This window comes from Acetobacterium wieringae, from assembly GCF_026646375.1.
GTDB classification, from domain to species: domain Bacteria; phylum Bacillota; class Clostridia; order Eubacteriales; family Eubacteriaceae; genus Acetobacterium; species Acetobacterium wieringae_A.
This window is the reverse complement of the sequence record NZ_JAIPPU010000003.1, coordinates 214663-232812: the sequence shown is the minus strand read 5'-3', so window position 1 is coordinate 232812 and position 18150 is coordinate 214663. Positions and strand designations below refer to the sequence as shown.

17 protein-coding genes and 1 pseudogene are annotated in these 18150 nt (G+C 47.1%); 12 read left to right on the top strand and 6 right to left on the bottom strand.

Going from position 1 to position 18150, the window contains the following annotated elements:
* Positions 1 to 178: 178 nt before the first annotated feature.
* Positions 179 to 1519 carry a GDSL-type esterase/lipase family protein gene (locus Q7P33_RS04480; protein ID WP_303867725.1) on the bottom strand — a complete coding sequence of 447 codons (1341 nt, stop codon included), beginning with the start codon at positions 1517 to 1519 and terminating at the stop codon, positions 179 to 181.
* A gap of 85 nt (positions 1520 to 1604) precedes the next feature.
* On the bottom strand, positions 1605 to 3596 hold the full coding sequence (locus tag Q7P33_RS04475; protein ID WP_303867723.1) for a serine hydrolase: 1992 nt from the start codon (positions 3594 to 3596) through the stop codon (positions 1605 to 1607).
* A 257-nt stretch (positions 3597 to 3853) separates the two neighbouring features.
* On the opposite strand from Q7P33_RS04475, the gene Q7P33_RS04470 reads away from it, so the two are divergent.
* Entirely contained in the window at positions 3854 to 4489 is a 636-nt protein-coding gene (locus Q7P33_RS04470) for a nucleoside triphosphate pyrophosphatase (protein WP_303867720.1), read from the top strand.
* A 123-nt stretch (positions 4490 to 4612) separates the two neighbouring features.
* Here Q7P33_RS04470 and Q7P33_RS04465 read toward each other — a convergent pair whose 3' ends face one another.
* The gene (locus Q7P33_RS04465) at positions 4613 to 5095 is read right to left on the bottom strand and encodes a dCMP deaminase family protein (protein WP_303867717.1); all 483 of its coding nucleotides are present in this window, start codon (positions 5093 to 5095) and stop codon (positions 4613 to 4615) included.
* A gap of 151 nt (positions 5096 to 5246) precedes the next feature.
* On the opposite strand from Q7P33_RS04465, the gene Q7P33_RS04460 reads away from it, so the two are divergent.
* Positions 5247 to 5705, top strand: a complete 459-nt coding sequence (locus tag Q7P33_RS04460; protein WP_303867714.1) for a VanZ family protein — start codon at positions 5247 to 5249, stop codon at positions 5703 to 5705.
* 67 nt (positions 5706 to 5772) lie between these two features.
* Positions 5773 to 6648 (top strand): nitroreductase family protein, encoded by an 876-nt coding sequence (locus Q7P33_RS04455; RefSeq protein ID WP_303867711.1) that lies wholly within the window; start codon positions 5773 to 5775, stop codon positions 6646 to 6648.
* A 143-nt stretch (positions 6649 to 6791) separates the two neighbouring features.
* Here the strand turns inward: Q7P33_RS04455 and Q7P33_RS04450 are convergent, their stop codons facing one another.
* Positions 6792 to 7043 (bottom strand): hypothetical protein, encoded by a 252-nt coding sequence (locus Q7P33_RS04450; protein ID WP_303867709.1) that lies wholly within the window; start codon positions 7041 to 7043, stop codon positions 6792 to 6794.
* Positions 7044 to 7370: 327 nt separating this feature from the next.
* Here Q7P33_RS04450 and recQ point away from each other — a divergent pair, with 327 nt between their 5' ends.
* From recQ to Q7P33_RS04435, 3 genes are all read left to right on the top strand, one after another.
* A complete protein-coding gene (recQ, locus tag Q7P33_RS04445) occupies positions 7371 to 9557 on the top strand; it encodes a DNA helicase RecQ (RefSeq protein WP_303867706.1) in 2187 nt (728 codons plus the stop codon).
* 12 nt (positions 9558 to 9569) lie between these two features.
* Entirely contained in the window at positions 9570 to 10343 is a 774-nt protein-coding gene (locus Q7P33_RS04440) for a TraX family protein (RefSeq protein WP_303867703.1), read from the top strand.
* A 102-nt stretch (positions 10344 to 10445) separates the two neighbouring features.
* Positions 10446 to 11216: an arylamine N-acetyltransferase gene (locus Q7P33_RS04435; protein ID WP_303867700.1), complete on the top strand. Its 771-nt coding sequence runs from the start codon at positions 10446 to 10448 to the stop codon at positions 11214 to 11216.
* Positions 11217 to 11459: 243 nt separating this feature from the next.
* Here Q7P33_RS04435 and Q7P33_RS04430 read toward each other — a convergent pair whose 3' ends face one another.
* The gene (locus Q7P33_RS04430) at positions 11460 to 12380 is read right to left on the bottom strand and encodes a PfkB family carbohydrate kinase (protein ID WP_303867697.1); all 921 of its coding nucleotides are present in this window, start codon (positions 12378 to 12380) and stop codon (positions 11460 to 11462) included.
* A 462-nt stretch (positions 12381 to 12842) separates the two neighbouring features.
* On the opposite strand from Q7P33_RS04430, the gene Q7P33_RS04425 reads away from it, so the two are divergent.
* Positions 12843 to 13478, top strand: a complete 636-nt coding sequence (locus Q7P33_RS04425) for a hypothetical protein (RefSeq protein WP_303867695.1) — start codon at positions 12843 to 12845, stop codon at positions 13476 to 13478.
* Positions 13479 to 13510: 32 nt separating this feature from the next.
* Here the strand turns inward: Q7P33_RS04425 and Q7P33_RS04420 are convergent, their stop codons facing one another.
* Positions 13511 to 14422, bottom strand: a complete 912-nt coding sequence (locus Q7P33_RS04420) for an exopolyphosphatase (protein WP_303867693.1) — start codon at positions 14420 to 14422, stop codon at positions 13511 to 13513.
* A 382-nt stretch (positions 14423 to 14804) separates the two neighbouring features.
* On the opposite strand from Q7P33_RS04420, the gene Q7P33_RS04415 reads away from it, so the two are divergent.
* The 5 genes and pseudogenes from Q7P33_RS04415 (at position 14805) to Q7P33_RS04395 (ending at position 18109) form a co-directional block, all read left to right on the top strand.
* Positions 14805 to 15002, top strand: a complete 198-nt coding sequence (locus Q7P33_RS04415; protein ID WP_070369908.1) for a cold-shock protein — start codon at positions 14805 to 14807, stop codon at positions 15000 to 15002.
* Between the two features lie 115 nt (positions 15003 to 15117).
* Positions 15118 to 15276: a hypothetical protein gene (locus Q7P33_RS04410; protein WP_303867692.1), complete on the top strand. Its 159-nt coding sequence runs from the start codon at positions 15118 to 15120 to the stop codon at positions 15274 to 15276.
* Positions 15277 to 15373: 97 nt separating this feature from the next.
* A pseudogene (locus Q7P33_RS04405) lies at positions 15374 to 16677 on the top strand (DEAD/DEAH box helicase).
* A gap of 119 nt (positions 16678 to 16796) precedes the next feature.
* Entirely contained in the window at positions 16797 to 17660 is an 864-nt protein-coding gene (locus tag Q7P33_RS04400; RefSeq protein ID WP_303867690.1) for a response regulator, read from the top strand.
* A complete protein-coding gene (locus tag Q7P33_RS04395) occupies positions 17651 to 18109 on the top strand; it encodes a chemotaxis protein CheX (protein ID WP_303867687.1) in 459 nt (152 codons plus the stop codon). Before Q7P33_RS04400 ends, Q7P33_RS04395 begins: the two co-directional genes overlap by 10 nt.
* Positions 18110 to 18150 lie beyond the last annotated feature (41 nt).

The window sequence follows — 18150 nt, the reverse complement described above, 5'->3', positions numbered from 1 at the left end:
TATTGCCCAAAATAGTGGGCGATCGATTTTAAGAATAACTGCGCCACTGATGTAAAAAAAAGCGAAGCCTGTTCTCAGTGAAAACCGCTTCGCTTTTTTATTTGGTATTATGTTGATCAAATCTCAAACAACACGCACCGCAGGTAGATCAGATAGACTGGTAATTATTGATGCCGTCCTAATTAATAAATCCGGCACTCAGATGGCACTGGTAAATCACGTTATGGCCAGCGGTAGTCGGATGGGGATCCAGATTACCGGTGTACCAGTTGAAATTGACCAGGGGTTCACTGCCTTCATAGGTTGCAAAGGCGGTGTAGACATCAGCTACTTTGTAACCGGCACCGGGGGTCGTGATGGCGGTATTGATGGACTGGATGGCTGGATCAAATACGGCGTAGAGGGGATCCTGGGGTGAAATCGGATCGTATAGGGTTGTCACGACAATATCCGCCTCAGGAGCCAGCGTTTTGATGGTTCCGATAATCTGCGGCCAATCACTGCCAAACTGGGTGACACTGGCGGTGACCGCAGTCTGGATCCCGGGGAGGGCAGCGGTGATGATATCCGCAGCTCCGGGTTGCGCTAAAGCGGTGGCGAGATCAGCGGCGAAAGTTGGTGAGCTGGGATCCAGCTGGAAAGCGACGGCCAAACCGGCGATCACGGGTCCGAGAATATTATTTCCACCAATACTGAGGGTAACGACCTTAGCCTGACGTAGTGACGCAATCGTGGTCGGATCGTTCTGGAGCTGGTTCAACAGCTGGCTGGAGGTATAACCGGGTACCCCCAGATTGACCAGCTGTAGATTTTCATTTCCGGTCTGACTGGTTAAATGGTTATAGAACAGATTAACATAACCGGAACCCGGCGTAGCACTCATCCCATAGGCTATGGAATCGCCCAGGGCAGTGTAGTTTTCGGTTTTAACAATTTTTATCTGGATCGATTCCAGCCGCAGGCTTTCACCGGTGGTTCCCAGCTGTGCGCCGTTTTTAACCCAGCCCCAGGACGAATCGACTACCGGGATATCGCCTTTGTTCTGGACGTGGCCCCGGTAATAAACATCATAGCCATCAAGGCCCGTCAAGTTGATTTTAATCGCTTCAATCCGCAGTCCCTGGGCGGTCGTTCCGGCATAAGCACCGTTGGCCACGGGGCCCAGCCAACCTTTATTCTGGACATGAACATCATAGCTGATGCCAGCACCGGCCGGGACATCTCCGGTGAGCTCAATTCGGAGGCCTTCCAGACGGAGTCCTTCGCCCCGGGAGCCCAGTTCATCGGGACCCGTAACAAAGCTGCCAACCGGCAGCGGTACATCGCCCTTATTCTGAACATGGCCGCGATACTGAACACCAATGTCTGCCGTGGCTTGGGTATCAATGGCAGCACCATCGTTTGAATCATTACTGTTAACGTCCACCGCCGCAAAAACCCCGGTGGTAAAAATCATCGACAGCATCAACACAAGAATCACAAGACGGCCGGTAAGGGATTTGAACATACTTTTTTTCATTTTAGATCCTTTCTTTGAATAGACTTTGTTAAGATCTCATCATTGGAAGATCCACGACAGATCTTTGCAAACGTAGGTTATCGCACTAAATCTGGTAATCATAGCTGATCGTATCGCCGTCATCACCGATAAAGACTACATAGGAACCGGCGGTCACAGCCGTTCCCTCGGGGCCGTTAAGCAGGCTGTCATAATGCCCTTCAAGGGTTGGGCTCAGCACCACAAGCCGTCCCTCACGGGGTTTGATCAGGCCGTCTGATGGTAGCTTGCGACAGACATTCTGTGCTCCAATGGTGATCACTTCGCCAGTTTGTAGCTCTGGTACGGTGGCGGTATTGATCAGTTTAAAGCTGCCCACATCGAGCAGGGTCTGGCCCTGTTCCTCAATCAGTTTAAACTCCATGGTATCCCGGGTATATTTCAGATTGGGCAGGGTGGTGCGTTCATCAATGAGCTGATTGATCAGATAGTATCCGTTACCGCCAAACAGCACATCGCCGGGAAATTCATCCATCATCCAGGTTGAACCGGCCAGAAAAACCGCATCCTCTGGCAGGGTATTGATGGTGATCCATTGTTTATTGGCAAACTGGTCCGGGCTGATGCCGGCGGTTCGGGTTGGCAGCATGGTGGCATTGATCGAGCCGGTTTCTCCTGTCAGCGAATAATGCATCAGAAACTTGGTGCCAAAGTTTTCTTCCAGTTTCAGGCGTTTGTCGGTGCCATAAAAATAGCCGTCATCCTTATAGTTGAGCGTATCCACGAGGGTAAAGCCAGCATCGGAATTACTGTAGAGATTCATCACGCCGGCGGTTTGATTAAAGTCGAGTTTGAGAATATTGCCAGAGAGCGTGTAATATCCGGCATAGGCCAGCAGTTGCTCCGGCACTGCTGCAGCTCGTGGTGCGGTGGTGATGGTTGTTGATCCACTGGGGATCACGCCTTTTTCAGCGAGGAGGGTTTTTGCGATCACATCAGTGATTGCGGTGGTGTCCGCCGGTCCGGCAAAGGTCAGAGCGATGGTGATGTTCTGATCGGGCAGCAGATAGAGCATCGAATGATAATAACTGGTATCGCCACCTTTATAAATCAGGCGAACCCCCAGTTTTTCGTAGGCTTCATCACTAATACTGTCCCAGCCCAGTCCGAAGGCTAGCTTGGGGGTACCGCTGGGCACCGTCTGACTGCCATACTGGGCGGTGAAAGACTCGTCCACCCATTTGCGCTCAACGATTTTTCCAGCCAGGATGGCATCTCCAAATTCAGCCAGATCATGGGCGGTAGAGGCAATCCCCCCGGCACCAAGGCTGTTGAGATACTCCAGTGCGGCCGCAGTGCCGTCACTCGTGTAGGCCAGGGCCACATTATCATTGCCTTCCTTGAAGTAACAGCTGGTGTTGTTCATGTTGGCGACAGATAAAATGTTCTTACTCAGGTAATCAGCAAAAGGCATACCGGAAACCTTTTCAACCAGGGCCTGGGCCAGGGTGAAACCGTCATTGCAGTAGATGCTGATGATTCCGGGATCACCTTTTAATGAGGACTCGTTTAAATTGGCCAGAAAATAGTCCATGAATTCAGCGCTGGGTGCCGTTGTGCTGGTGTCATAACTGTAGGTGCCGTTTAACGCGGAGGTGTGATTAAGCAGCATCCGCACCGTGATCTGCTGGTAGCGGGGATCCTTCATGGTGAATTCCGGCAGATAGCCGGTTACCGGCTGATCGAGATCAAGCTGGCCGTCCTGGCAGAGCTTAAGCACCGCCATGGTGGCAAACATTTTACTGACCGAACCGACATTAAATTGGGTATTGGTGTCAACTGGAATAGCGGCGGTGCGGTTGGCCATTGCAAAACCTTCTTCGTAGACGATCGTACCGTCTTCACAGATTGCTACGGCGGCGCTTGACGCCCCACCGGCAGAGATCGCCTGCCATATTTCGGTTCGGGTGGCGGTGATGGTTTCTGGATACGCCGATTCTTTATTTGCTGCTGAGCCACTTGTCGTACAGCTGGTGGTGGTAAGAACCAGTCCGGCGATGAGAAGACAATAACCAATCCATATTATTTTTCTGTTCATATCCTGATCCTTTCATTATTTACACTTGAACATACGGGATTTGGCAACATTGTGGTCCGTTGTTTAGTCGTCCCGTGTGAAAAATCCAAAACTATTGTGTTTATAGACTATTTTAACCGAAATAAACGTAATTGATTGTTTTTTTTCAGGGGATTGCTTATGATTTTTCGTCGATGAAGACAAGAACATCGATGGGTGGTTTTGTTTATGAAAAAATGATACAATAGCGTTATCTTTTAAAAAATCGGAGGTAACCCTTGCAACCCCAAATCATTCTGGCCAGCCAGTCTCCCCGTCGCCAGGAGCTGTTTAAGCTGGTGCTCAGCAGTCATGGCATAAAAGAATTCGCTGTTCAGGCGGCCGAAATTGATGAAAAACGGATTGAAGCAGAAATTTTAAAAAAGTGTGATGAAGATTTTCCGGACATAGTCAAAAAACTGGTTGGTGAGCTGGCCGCTCGAAAAGCCCGGGTAATCCAGAAAATTAATCCCCGGGCGTTGGTGGTTGGTGCCGATACGATGGCGGTGTTGGGTGATCAGATCCTCGGAAAACCAGCTGACGAAATAGCCGCCTACCAGATGATTAAAGCGCTTGCTGGAAATACACATCAGGTTTTAACCGGGGTCAGCATCTGCTACCGGAATCATGAAGAGCGTTTTGTTGCCACCTCGACGATCCGCTTTTATCCCTGGGATCACCAGATGAAGCGGCAGGTGGCGGACTACGTGGCCTCCGGCAAAGCAATGGATAAGGCTGGTGCCTATGGTATTCAGGAAGAAGCCGGTCTCTGGGTTAAATGGATAAAAGGCGACTACAACACTATCGTTGGCTTGCCGATTGCCAAACTCAACCGCCGGCTTGGCGAACTGCTCACGCAGATCGCCAGCCAGTAATTTTTTGGCACCCGCAGTTTAGCAATACCCCCGTCATCAGGTAAAAATACTGTGGATTTTACAAAGATAGCACAGTAGCGGCACTGACCGGGGCCATTCGCTGCTGAATCATTTTACGGATTGTTAATACAGCGACAAGTCACTGTAGAAGGTGGGGTTTAAAAATTCTTTCAGGGTAATGCCAGCCATTTTAAAGAGCCTCCTGGAAACCTGGGTAGCATCAGCATCCGGGTATTTGTCTTCCAGATAGACCACCTTTTTTATTCCGGCCTGAATAATTGCTTTGGCACATTCATTACAGGGAAAACAGGTAACATACAAAATCGAATCAACCAGCGAGCGGCCATCAGAATTTAAGATGGCATTTAATTCAGCGTGGCAGACATAGGCGTATTTAGTCTCCTGAAATGAACCGTCCCGCTCCCAGGGCAGGACATCATCGCTGCAGCCTTTGGGCATGCCGTTGTAACCGGTGGATAGAATAATATTGTCCTTATTGACAATGCAGGCTCCTACCTGAGTGTTGGGATCTTTGCTGCGGCGGGCCGACAACAGAGCAATCCCCATAAAATATTCTTCCCAGGTAATATAATCATGTCGTTTCATGGCATTCTCCAGTTTTTTTCTTTAGTTTACCATAATTTCAGCTAAAAGGGGGACGGTGATGAAAAAAATAATGGATTGCCAGTGATTAAATAAATTAAAGAATCGGATAAAAAAATGATATCTGATGATACGGTCAGGAAAGGGTCACGAAATGAATAAAAAGCGATTAATGTTAGTTTTGACCTGGTCGGCTACCCTGATCTGGATGGGTGTCATCTTTTATCTTTCGAGTCAGCCAGCTACCCAGTCGGCGCATCTCAGCACCGGCGTTAAAAACGAATTACTGGGGGTATTGGGACATTTTATCCCAGGCATTGAAACCCTGGAAATTACCAGTCTCGATTTTTATATCCGCAAAAATGCGCATTTTATCGCATATTTCATACTTGCCGTTCTGATGCTGTTGGCGCTGCTTCAAAGCGCTGCTCCCAAACCGGTCTATCTGGCTCTGGTGATCTGCCTGCTTTACGCCATCTCCGACGAGTTCCATCAATTGTTTGTGCCCGGTCGCTCCGGTCAGTTCCGGGACGTGCTCATTGATGGGGCCGGGTCGTTGCTTGGCGTTTTAGTTACCGCCTTAGTAATTAATCGGATTTCACGGCGCTTTTAGGATTCCTCCGATTAATTCCTGTCAAAGGGGGTATATAATAAGCAGCCAATACAAGGAGGTCTAACTTATGAAATTCAGAGAATTTACGGTAAATAATCACTCAACGAGAGAATTTATGGATGAACGTGTGAACGAAGGGGATATCGGGGTAATTAAAGCCTATTTAGATGAGCTTAACAGCACGATCGGAAAAGAAAAGGGCTTTTCTCTGATCCTACTGGAAAACGGCGCTGATGTTTTTGAGGATCTGGAAGGTTTTGGTGGTTATGGTGGGGTAATGATCAAGGGCCCTCATTATATTGCTCTGCGGCTGGATCGGCTTGATCATGAAATTGAAGTTTATGGAGCGTTTTACCTGCAATCCGTGGTTAAAAAGCTCTATGACCTGGATCTGGGCAGTTGTTGGATCTCTGTTGATGGAATCATACCGTCTCAAGTAGAACGATTACTGGCTGGTCAACCGGGGATCATCCAGCATTTACTGGTGTTTGGTAAACCCGAAAAAAAAGAGAACAAAGGCGATAAACATAAAACGATTGTTAATTGTGATGCCAAGTATGAACAGGATCCGTATGGGTTGGCAATTATTTCCACACCTGATGAAAGTCGGTTGTCAGTGGTTGAGACCATTTTTCTTAAGACCTGGGGAAATGTGGCTCCCTACGAAGAAATGGAAAAGCGGGGAGTGTTGGATTTACTCTATTATGTCAGAAACTCACCCTCCTATCAAAATGCTCAACCGTGCCGGTTGATTCTTAAAGATGGTTATGGAGAACTGTGTGTGGTCAATCCGGAGCAGGAAGAAAACTATACTGATGCCGGGATCATGCTGTTTATCCTGGAGGGTCTGGCTAAAGAAATGAGTTTCCCTTCCAACTGGCATTTTATTCAGGATGATTCAGATAATAAAGACTATCGTCGGGTTGCCCATTTTGATCTGTAAGGGTGTAATTAAGAACGATTGTTAAAATAAAAAGGAGCTGTTGCCGCCGGTCACGATGGGCAACAGCTCCTTTAGTATTTTTATAGTAGGTAAATGCGAAACTGGGGGCAAAGCTCATGGTAGTTTCGCAGTTACCTATGTTGTTATAAGGTTTGGAGATGAGCATTGGAACGATTGAGATAGAGAAAAGCCAACTCCAGTTTCATTTCGATGCTATTTTTAAGATAATCCCATTCATCAGATCGTTGCTTTTTAGCTAAAGCAATTTCATTTTTTGAAGGCGTGCTGGTGTGACAGGGGGTGATCGTTTGATTTTTGCATGTTTTTAGAATCAGTGAAATATCGCTAGTCTCTGGATGGTTTTCATAATAAGTTGCAAATCGTGACTGTACCATTGTTATTTCCTTTCGTTAAACAAGATTCAATTGTAAAAGTAGCGAAAAATTTCGCTGCTTATTTGGTGTGTAACAGATCGACTGCTGATCTGTTTTTAAGTATAGACTAAATTTGTTAAGGACTTTTGAACAAAATGTTAAGCTTTTGTGAAGATTGCCAAAACGTTATTTCGAAGTGCCGATGGAGATTAATTCGATTGAGCCGTTGCAGGAGTTTATGAAGACACTGCATTCCTTGTCAGGGGTGCTTTTTTATCTTATAATAAATACTTAGATAAGCCGGTGAAATGATCAAGACAGTGATCGGGATGTATGAGGAGGTTACTAGTGACGCTAAAAAAAACTTTGAGCCAGTATTTTGGCTACGATACCTTTAAAGAGGGCCAGGAAAAAATCATCACCGCCGTCCTCAATGGCCAGGATGTACTGGGAATTATGCCTACTGGTGGGGGAAAATCGCTGTGTTATCAGCTCCCGGCCATCGAGTTGCCCGGTATCACACTGGTGATCTCGCCGCTGATTTCACTAATGAAGGATCAGGTCGATGCGCTGGGGGAAATGGGTATCCCGGCCACCTTTTTAAACAGCAGCCTTGATGAGCAAAGCTATCAAAAACGGCTGGCTGAGCTTCGGGCCAATCGCTACAAGCTCCTCTATATTGCTCCGGAACGGCTCTGTGCGCCGGGCTTTGTTGAGCTGATGGGAGCGCTTATCGTGTCGTTGGTGGCAGTGGATGAAGCGCATTGTATCAGTCAGTGGGGTCATGATTTTAGGCCCCATTATCGGGAGATTCCCGGTTTTATCGGGAGTCTTACGCCCCGACCGGTGGTAGCCGCCTATACGGCCACCGCCACGATCCCGGTTATAAAGGAAATCAAAACGCTGCTTGGTCTGCGTGATCCGGTGGAATCAATTATCGGCTTTGACCGGCCCAACCTGCTTTATCAGGTGGTTAAGACCGGCGATAAGTTTGGCTATGTCACAGACACCATCACGCAAACCTTTCCCGGCCAGTCGGGGATTATCTATTGTGCCACCCGCAAAACCGTCGAAAGCCTCACGGCCAGGTTGACTGGTTTGGGGTTTTTAGTCGGCGCTTATCACGGCGGCATGAGTCCCGAGGAACGGGAGCGTAATCAGCAGGATTTTATCAATGACCAGCTGCCGATCATGGTGGCCACCAATGCCTTTGGGATGGGGATCAACAAGCCGGATGTGCGCTTTATCATCCACTATAACATGCCCCAGAATATGGAGGCCTATTATCAGGAGGCCGGACGTGGCGGCCGGGATGGTGAGCCCAGTCACTGCACGATCCTTTATTCGCCGGCGGATATTGTTAAGCAGAAGCAGTTGATTGGGCTTAATCAGACCTCACCGGAACGGCAGACGCTGCTATTTGAAAACCTCCAGTATCTGGTTGATTATTGCCATACCAATGACTGCCTCAGAAAAAGCATCCTTTTGTATTTTGGCGAAGAGGCCGATTATGAGCGCTGCGGCAATTGCGGGAATTGTCTGGATCAGTCCGAAATGGTGGACATCACCCGGGACGCCCAGAAGATTTTGTCCTGTATTTACCGGATGAAAAATCGCTTTGGCCTGAATATGGTGATTGCGGTGCTGCGGGGATCGAAAAACAAAAAAGTGTTGGAGCTGGGCTTTGATCGGCTGTCCACCTATGGCCTGATGGCCGAACACAGCGCCGAAAGCCTCCGGGAACTGATTATGACCCTGGTGTCCAAAGGATACATCGTTGTTACCGCCGACGAGTACCCGGTACTGAAATTGACTAAAACGGCGGGCCGGGTTTTAAAAGGCGAAAAAACCGTCTATCATAAAAAACGCCTGCTTAATCTTACGACCACCAAAACCCGCAGCGTCGGTAAAAGCACTGTCCCGGTGGATTACAATGATGCCCTGTTTTCCGAACTGCGGGCCTTGCGACGGGAGATCGCAACGGATAAAGGACTGCCGCCCTATGTGATCTTTCCCGATGCGGCTTTAAAGGAAATGGCCGCCTATTTTCCCCGAACCGAAGCCGATTTTCTAAACATCACCGGCGTCGGCCAGGCCCGCTATGATCATTATGGTTCGGTCTTTATCGAAGCGATTAGCCGTTTTGCCGATAACAATCCGATTACCCTCCGGTCCCGGCCGGAACCAGCTGAGTCGGAACCCCGAGTGGCCCGGCCACAAGCGGGCGAAGAAGAGCTAAAGATCCCTTCCTGGGAAATCAGCTACGATTTATTCGCCGGGGGACTGTCGATTGCCGAGATCGCCAGACAGCGGGAGCTGACCGAAAACACCGTCCTGGGTCACCTGATCCGCTGTGATCAGGAAGGTCAGACGATTGATTGGACGGATTTGGTTGATCCCGAAAAAGAAGTGGCAATTATCAACGCCATCGGCACCGTCGGCTTGGAGGCTCTGCGGCCGATCAAGGAAGCGCTGCCGGAGCACTATTCCTACGCGGAAATTAAAATTGTGATCCAAAAAAATGGTTTGCAGTAGAGGGGAGAAGCAATGAACTCGACATGTTTAAAACTGATTGCCCTGATTTTGATGCTGCTGGACCACATCGGACAGTTTATTCCGGGCACGCCGCTGTGGCTCCACTGGGTGGGGCGGATTTCAGCACCCGTCTTTATGTTTTGTATGGCCTGGGGCTTTTATTACACCCATGACCGCAGGAAATACCTACTGCGGATGTATTTTTTTGGTGTGGGAATGGCAATGATCGCCCTTATTTGTAATAATATTGTGGCTGATCCTTACGCCATGATGACCAACAATATTTTTGTGACCCTGCTGCTGGTGGCGGTGATTGTCTGGCTCATTGAGCTGCGAAAAACCGAAAAGTCCAAAGGCAACCGCTATCTGGCTTTGTTCGCCGGCTATCAGGTATTGACAACGATTCTTTGTATCGTGATTGCGCAGGTCGTGCCGCTGATGGGGATGATGAGTTTTGTCGGCGCCATCACCGGCAATCTGATTTTTAATGAAGGCAGTTTCATTTTTGTCTTTCTGGGAGTGCTGATCTATTTTAACCGCACCGACAAGAAGCGGCTGATCCTGTCCTATGGGCTTTTCTGTCTGGCTTTCCTGGGGCTGGAGTGGTCCCTTGATCCCCGGCCGACGGCACTGCTTTACAATAATTATCAGTGGATGATGATCGCATCCCTGCCGCTGATGCTGTCCTATAATGGTGAAAAGGGGCGGGGACTGAAATACCTGTTCTATGTTTTTTATCCGTTGCATATCGTGGTGCTGTTTTTTATTGGCAATCTTTATTATTAGCCAGGCGGTGATGCTGTTCGGCGGTGAGCTCAATTAGCTATTGTTTTTCCGGTAATTCTGGTATACTAGCCATATCTTTGAAATGTATAAAGAGGAGAAGCGATGCCAGATAAATTATTTAACCTTGAGGACTATTTTAGACGGATTCATTACAGCGGTGGCACCGAGGTGTCGGCGGCAACCCTTACACAGTTGCATCTTGGCCATGTGATGGCGATTCCCTTTGAAAACCTGGATGTTTATGCCCAAAAACCCATTTCTCTGGAGCTTGATGCGCTCTTTAGAAAAATTGTCATCAATCGTCGTGGGGGCTATTGTTTTGAGATGAACGGATTGTTTGCAGCGGTGTTGACCGAAATGGGCTTTTTGGTCAGCAGCCATCTGGCTCGGGTCTATCAGGGTGGTTTTGAGCATTCGGGAAAAACCCATCGGGTGCTGCTGGTAAAAGCCGATGGCCAAGCATGGCTCTGTGACGTGGGCTTTGGCGGCAATGGTCTGGTGGCGCCACTGTTGTTTGAAGAAGGTTTGGAGCAGGAGCAGTTGGGCCGCTGCCATCGGGTGATGGCCGATCCGGATTACGGTTACCGGGTGGAATTTAAGACCCCAGGCGGGTTTGAACCAATCTACGCCTTTACCCGGGAAAACTGCAGTCCGGCCGATTATCTGATTGCCAATCATTATACCTCCACCTATCAGGAATCCTTTTTCCGGCAGGCACTGATGTGCACTTTGGTCACCGAAACCGGTAAGATTACCTATTTCGATGGCCACTTAAAGATCATTGACGGTGAAACCATGACCGAAACCACCATCACCGGCGAGGCCACCATCAAAGAGGCCTTGAAAAGCTATTTCGGGCTGGAACTGGCATAAAAACTGGTACAAAAAAAGCAACAAATTGCGATGGTGGTTTGTTGCTGAGGTTAGCGAATACTTCCGTACCGACCAATTGTTAATCCGTTGTTCGCCACAAGCTCGGACAGGCGTTGCCGTGTCCGCCTTGATGCGTACAACATGATGTAACAATTGTCGGTACTGGGTCGTGCTGCTAAACAAACAATATACTAAAAAAGCAACAAACCTTAAATCGGCTTGTTGCTTTTTGCGTTATATGACTTATTTCTGGGTGGCCAGGAAGGCATCAATTTCGGCAGCGGTAGGCAGCGATGGTTGGGCGCCTAACTGGGTACAGGTCAGAGCCCCAGAAGCGCTGGCATATTTGGCCGCGGTAACCAGATCCCCCATTTCCACATAGGCTTTCGCCAGGGTACCCGTAAAAGCATCCCCAGCGGCGGTGGGATCGATGGCATCAACTTTGTAGGGGGGGATCATCACATCAAGGCCGTCGCCATAGAGATAGGAGCCGCGATCGCCCAGTTTCAGAACCACGAATTTACAGCCGTTACGTTCCATCAGTTTCTGGGCAGCGTCTCGACAGGATGCGTGATCGGCGGGATAGATACCGACCAGAGCCTTGGTTTCGGTTTCGTTGGGAGATAGGATGGTGACCGGGGGTAGTTTTTCAAGTGGATAATCCTGGGCTGGACCGGCATCCAGCACGGTGATGATACCCTTTTTATTGGCCAGTTCAATGGCTTTGGCATTGGTTTCCAGGGGAATTTCAAATTGTAGCAGAACCGCATCAAAATCATTTTCAAATACTTTTTCCAGTTCATCGGGAGGAGTCAGCATGTTGGCTCCGGGGAAGATGATCAACCGATTCTGGCCGTTGTCTTCCAGGGTTATGGCCACAAAACCGGTGTTGGCACCAGGCTTGGTGATCGTAAAGGTGGTGTCAACCCCTTCTTTTTTCCAGCAATCTAACAGATATTCACCATTGGCATCATCGCCGATGGTCGCATAAGCAGAAACCTGGGCGCCGGTACGGGCGGCTGCCACTGCGGCATTGCTGCCTTTGCCACCGGGCGCATTGCGGTAATCGTGTCCTAAAACACTTTCACTGGGTTCAGGTGCCCGTTCACACCGAAGAATTAGATCCATCATTACGCTACCGACCAATAAAATTTTAGCTGCCATAAAAAAAGCCTCCTTTTTATTTACCGGGTCATTTCAGAACAAATCACACCATCCATAATGATGAGAGTACCAGACCATCAGTTAAACAGATTGATCCCACTGAACTGAAAATATTACATACATCCCGGCGGTTTGTTTACATATGCAAACATTATCATGAGATGAAGACGTTGTCAAATGAATTGAGTGAAAAAATATCAACTACAATCTGGAAATAATTGCAGATTCTAAAAGTAAAGGAAGAATATTTTGTTTTGGGATCGTGAGACGTCAAAACGACAGCGATTATGGGAGAACTAAAGCGGATGTGTTCTTTAGAATTGACAAAGGTATCGCTTTTGTTTAGAATTAGTTCAGTGAAAAGTGTTATTGTAGAGACGTATGATATCACTTTTTTGCAACGGGTCGTGACGCTCTACCCGTGTTGACACAATTATTGAATATAAAACAGGAGAAGATTTGATGAAATTAAAAATTCCAACAATGGCGAACAAAAAAATTCCCAAACCACTACTGTTTGGTGGTATTGCGCTTATTATTTTAGCTGTTGTGGCTGTTGTGGTGTTTGTAATATTCGGTGGCGCCAAGAAAGAGATCAGCACCGATCCCCTTAACCTTTATAATCAGGTGCTGGTGGGAATGACCAAAGACGAAGCAGAAAAAACGTTGGCGGTTGAGGGTTCAGCCAAGGGTAAAGGCTTTAACTATATTGATGAAAATACCGGGTATGGGGTGACCGTCAGCTATGATACGGTGGCCACCACCGGGGCTGAAACGTCCGATTCGGAAGAAGCTCCGGAGATCGTTGTTTTCAAACAACTCTATGTGCCCGACGATACCTATCTGGACGGTCTGGTCAATGCCAATGTCACGGCGGATCAGGTTAATTCTCTTAAAGAAGGAATGGCGTATGAAGAAGTTAAGACCATTATGGGCGGCGTCGACGGAACCGAAATCAACTCAGCCTATAACAAAAAGGATCCCGCCAACTCCTATTCGGTGATGGCCTGGTTTAATCCCGATCACTCGGTGGCCTACCTGACTTTTCAGGGATATAAGGGCTCCCTGAAGGTCTTTGAATTCCGGCCAGCGAAATAACAAAAGCGCAACCAGTAACGGTTGCGCTTTTTTTATGCGCCCTTTAGCACGTCGACAATGGCGGTGATGGTGGCATCGGCATCAGCGTAGGGAACCTGGCAGGTGCCGACCATGTGATGGCCGCCGCCGCCGTATTTGAGCATCAGTTTACCGATGTCAGCGGTGCAGCTGCGGTTTAAGATACTGTAGCCGCAGGCAATCGAAACATTCTGTTTTTGCTTGCCATCGACAATCCAAAGGCTGACGTTCTGGTCGGGGTAGAGGCTGTAAATCATAAAACGATTGCCGGTGTAGATGGTTTCCACGTCCCGCAGATCAGTGACGATCACATTTGCTTCAATGCGGGTATGGGCATGAACCATTTCTGTAAAAAGGCGGGTCTGATCGTTGTAGAGTTCAACCCGTTCTTTGACATCCGGTAATTGCAGAATCTCTTCAATGGACAGGTTACGAAACAGGTTAATCAGTTCTTCCATTAACTGATAATTGCTGATCCGGAAATCCCGAAAGCGTCCCAAGCCGGTGCGGGGATCAGAGATAAAGCCCAGCAGAATCCAGCCGGTGGGGTTTAAAATCTCGTCCCGGGTCAGATTACCGGAATCCACCTTATCAACAGAAACAATCATATCACCGTAATGGGGGAATTTTTCGGCGCCGCCGTAATATTCGTAGATGATTCGGGCGGCTGAGGGAGCCAGACGGCTTTCACCGGCCACTCCGGGGTGCCACCCCATCCGATCCTGCTCGGATGAATGATGGTCAAACCACATCCCGCAACCGGGAACATAGGGAACATTGGCCAGCACATCATTTTCAGTGGGGGAAAAGAGCCCGTCCTGCAGGTCTTTGGGATGTACAAAAATCCAATCGTCAATAATGCCGGCTTCTTTTAAAAGCATGCCACAGATTAAACCGTCAAAATCTGAACGAGTAACTAAACGCATATGAAACCTCCTAAGAAAAAATACTAGCTAAATGCCACCTTAAATTTAAAAGCCTCCAGGCTGTTAATGTTCAGTAAGAATTTAGAAACAGTTGTTATATTGTACCATTTTAGAGAACGATTTGCCATCCTTTCGAAGAAAAAATAGTGGAACAAGGGGGCGTTTAATTAAGTGTTTTAAGTTAGCTAAAAAATAATTGCGTTAATAGTTTGCATAATTAATTATTTCGTGTTATTATGAATAAGAACTTAAATTAACAGTAAATGAATTTAACAGTTTTATTTTTAATTGGTACTATGCTTTACAGTATTATCCTAATTTAGAAATGTAGTTGTTATCCGTATTACCAGGATTTAGGGAATAAAATTAGGAGGTACGCATGATGAATGGTACAGTAAAATGGTTTAATGCAGAAAAAGGATTTGGTTTTATTACAGGAGAAGATGGTAAAGATGTATTTGCACATTTCTCACAAATCCAATCGAGCGGTTATAAAACATTAGAAGAAGGTCAGGAAGTTTCTTTCGAAATTACACAAGGACCAAAAGGCCCACAAGCCGAAAATATTCAAGTTATTTAAGTAACATGAACGTTTAAACTTATGCCTGAAAATGGCATAAGTTTTTTTTTATCCTGTCATCTATTTTGCACGTGCCCTGAGGTTACCGTTAAAGACTTGAGAAATGAGGGGTTTTATGTCAATGAATAACATTGAAGCAATGAAAAAAATTATTGAAGCGAAGAAAAAACAGAGTGCTCAGCAAGCCAACAAGACTGACAAAGCGGGTCAAACCAGAATCAGCCAGCGAAAAGCCTTTAAAACGACCAAGCGTGGCGGCTTCTTCGACAAGTAAAGAAATTTTCTAAAGAACGCGAATGGCGTTCTTTATTTATGATCAGGGTTGTTCGATTACGGATCACCCATAGAGTATAGATAAAAAGGAGAACCGATTGCAATTTGAAAATATAAATATTATCCAGCCGATTCAGAAGGCTTTAAAAGCTGAAGGTTATACCCAGCCGACGCCAATTCAGGAGCAGGCGATTCCGCCGTTGTTGGAAGGTAATGATTTATTGGGCTGCGCCCAGACCGGTACCGGTAAAACCGCTGCCTTTGCGATCCCGATTTTACAAAAGCTTTCCTATCAACAGCGAAATCTTAAGGGTAACCGCCCGATTAAAGCACTGGTGCTGGCACCGACCCGGGAGCTGGCTCTGCAAATCAGCGATTCCTTTAAAGCTTATGGCAAGTTCCTGGGGCTTAAAACCCTGGTAATTTATGGTGGTGTATCGCAGAATCCCCAGACCAAAGCCTTATCCGCCGGGGTTGATATACTGGTCGCCACTCCAGGCCGACTGTTGGATTTGATCAGTCAGAAATATATCCGTTTGAACCAGATCGAGTCTTTTGTTCTGGATGAGGCGGATATGATGCTGGATATGGGGATGCTCCAGGATGTCCGGAAAATCATCAAACATATGCCAGTGGAGCGACAGAATATGCTTTTTTCAGCAACCATGCCGACGGAAATTGCCAAGCTGGCAGGAACGATGTTAAATAAACCAGTCAAGGTTACGATTACTCCGGTGTCATCCACGGTTGAAGTGATTGAGCAGAATGTTTATCATGTCAATAAAACCAATAAGATCAATCTGTTGATTCATTTGCTTAAAAACAAGGAAATCGTTTCGGCGTTGGTTTTTTCCCGGACCAAGCATGGGGCGGACAAGATTGTCAAGCTTCTGGAGCGATCCGGGTACAAGGCCCAGGCCATTCATGGCAACAAATCCCAGAATGCCCGGCAACTGGCCTTAAACAACTTCAAGGAACGCAAAATTCGGGTTCTGGTGGCTACCGATATTGCCGCCCGAGGGATTGATATTGACGAACTGTCCCATGTTTTTAATTATGACCTGCCAGAAGTGCCGGAGACCTATGTCCATCGGATTGGCCGAACCGGTCGGGCGGGCCTGGGGGGGGCGCCATTTCCTTTTGTGACCAGGATGAAATGCCCTTATTGGCAGGGATCGAAAAACTGACCTTAAAATCCATTCCTGTTGTGGCCGTCCATCCCTTTCCACTGGTACCAGACCCAGTAGAAATCAATCCCGGTGCATCCCGACGCTTGCCCGGCCATCAGGGAACAGCCCCCAAAAATCGGCGCAGCCATGGTGACAGTGGCGGCAAAAAAGAGCGGGATCGATTTTATAGCAAAAACAAGCAAAAAGATAATCGCAGGAGCCTGAATAATTAGGGTGAATCTGGGTATCAAAAGATTGACTGCACATTAAATAGTGCTTGACGAACGCTGCATATAACCAGTAAAATTAGTAAATAGGAATTTTTTGATTCGATTGAAAAGGCGGTAGATTAATGGAAAATATTAGAGTGATGATAGTCGATGATTCAACTTTTTCAATAGCAGTGCTTAAGCGGATGCTCCAAAAAGATGGAATTGAAGTAGTGGGCACGGCTCTGAATATGAGCGAAGCAATCCAGAAAGCACAGGAAATCAAACCAGATTTGATAACAATGGACATGACCTTACCGGATGGTGATGGCATCGAATGCTCAAAACAAATTTTAAACCATTTACAGGACACCAAAATAATTGCTATCAGCGCCATGATGGATGAGGAGATCATTCAGCGGGCCAGAAAAGCCGGGATCAAAGGCTATCTGCAGAAACCGGTGGATCAGACCGATCTGGATGCTGCCATTGAACGGCTTTTTGAGGGTGATGAGCTGTATGGAATCCTAAAAAATAATTTCGAAGAAGCCTTTAAAGAATCAATTTTTAGTTTTCTAAAACGGGAAATTGGCGGGGAAGTGGTTATTGATAAGGTCGCAGATCATCCGATGACTACCTGTTCTTCGGGAATTTCAGTGGCCATTGGGATCATTGGTCGTCATGATGGTCGCTTGATTATGGATATGTCTGAAGATACAGCGCTGGCAATGACCCGAAAAATATTACAGGATGATGGTCAGCAGATCGATGAGGCGATTAACTTTTTAAGCGAATTTACCAATGTCATTGGCGGCAATGCCTGTTCCCTATTAAATGGCCTTAATCGTTCCTTTGGTCTGCGGGTTTCACCGCCAACCGTATTTCGAGGCAAGGATATCATTATTTCAATTGGGGATATAATGAGTGAGTCCTTTGTGATTAAAACCGATCTCGGGGAAGTCTTTATGAATGTTGGTTTTCAAAAGGGGGTTGTCGAATGGATGTAACAATTATCAACCCTTTTATCGCTTCAATTACTGATGTGATGCCACAACTGGGTTTTCAGAACATTAATTTAAAAGAGCAAAGCGAAAAAACAAAAAAAATTGTGGCCAGCGGGATTGTTTTAACGCTGGGGATTGTTGGTGATAAGAAAGGCAATGTCGCCTATGCCATCGATACGGAAGGGGCAAAACAGATTGCCTCAATTATGATGATGGGGATGCCGGTGGAGGAACTCGATGATATGGCCAAGAGTGCTATTTCCGAGCTGTCCAATATGCTGACTGCCAATGCTGCCATTAATTTTTCCAATGATAATATCGTCGTTGATATTTCACCGCCAACGATGCTGACGGGTGAAAGCATTGAGCTGAGTATGAGTAGGGATCAGGTCATGTGTGTGGAGTTTGATGTCGATGGCATTAAGATTGAAATCAATGTCGCGCTGGATTAATCAGATTATTGCTAAGCTACCTTATCGACCAATGACCAAGG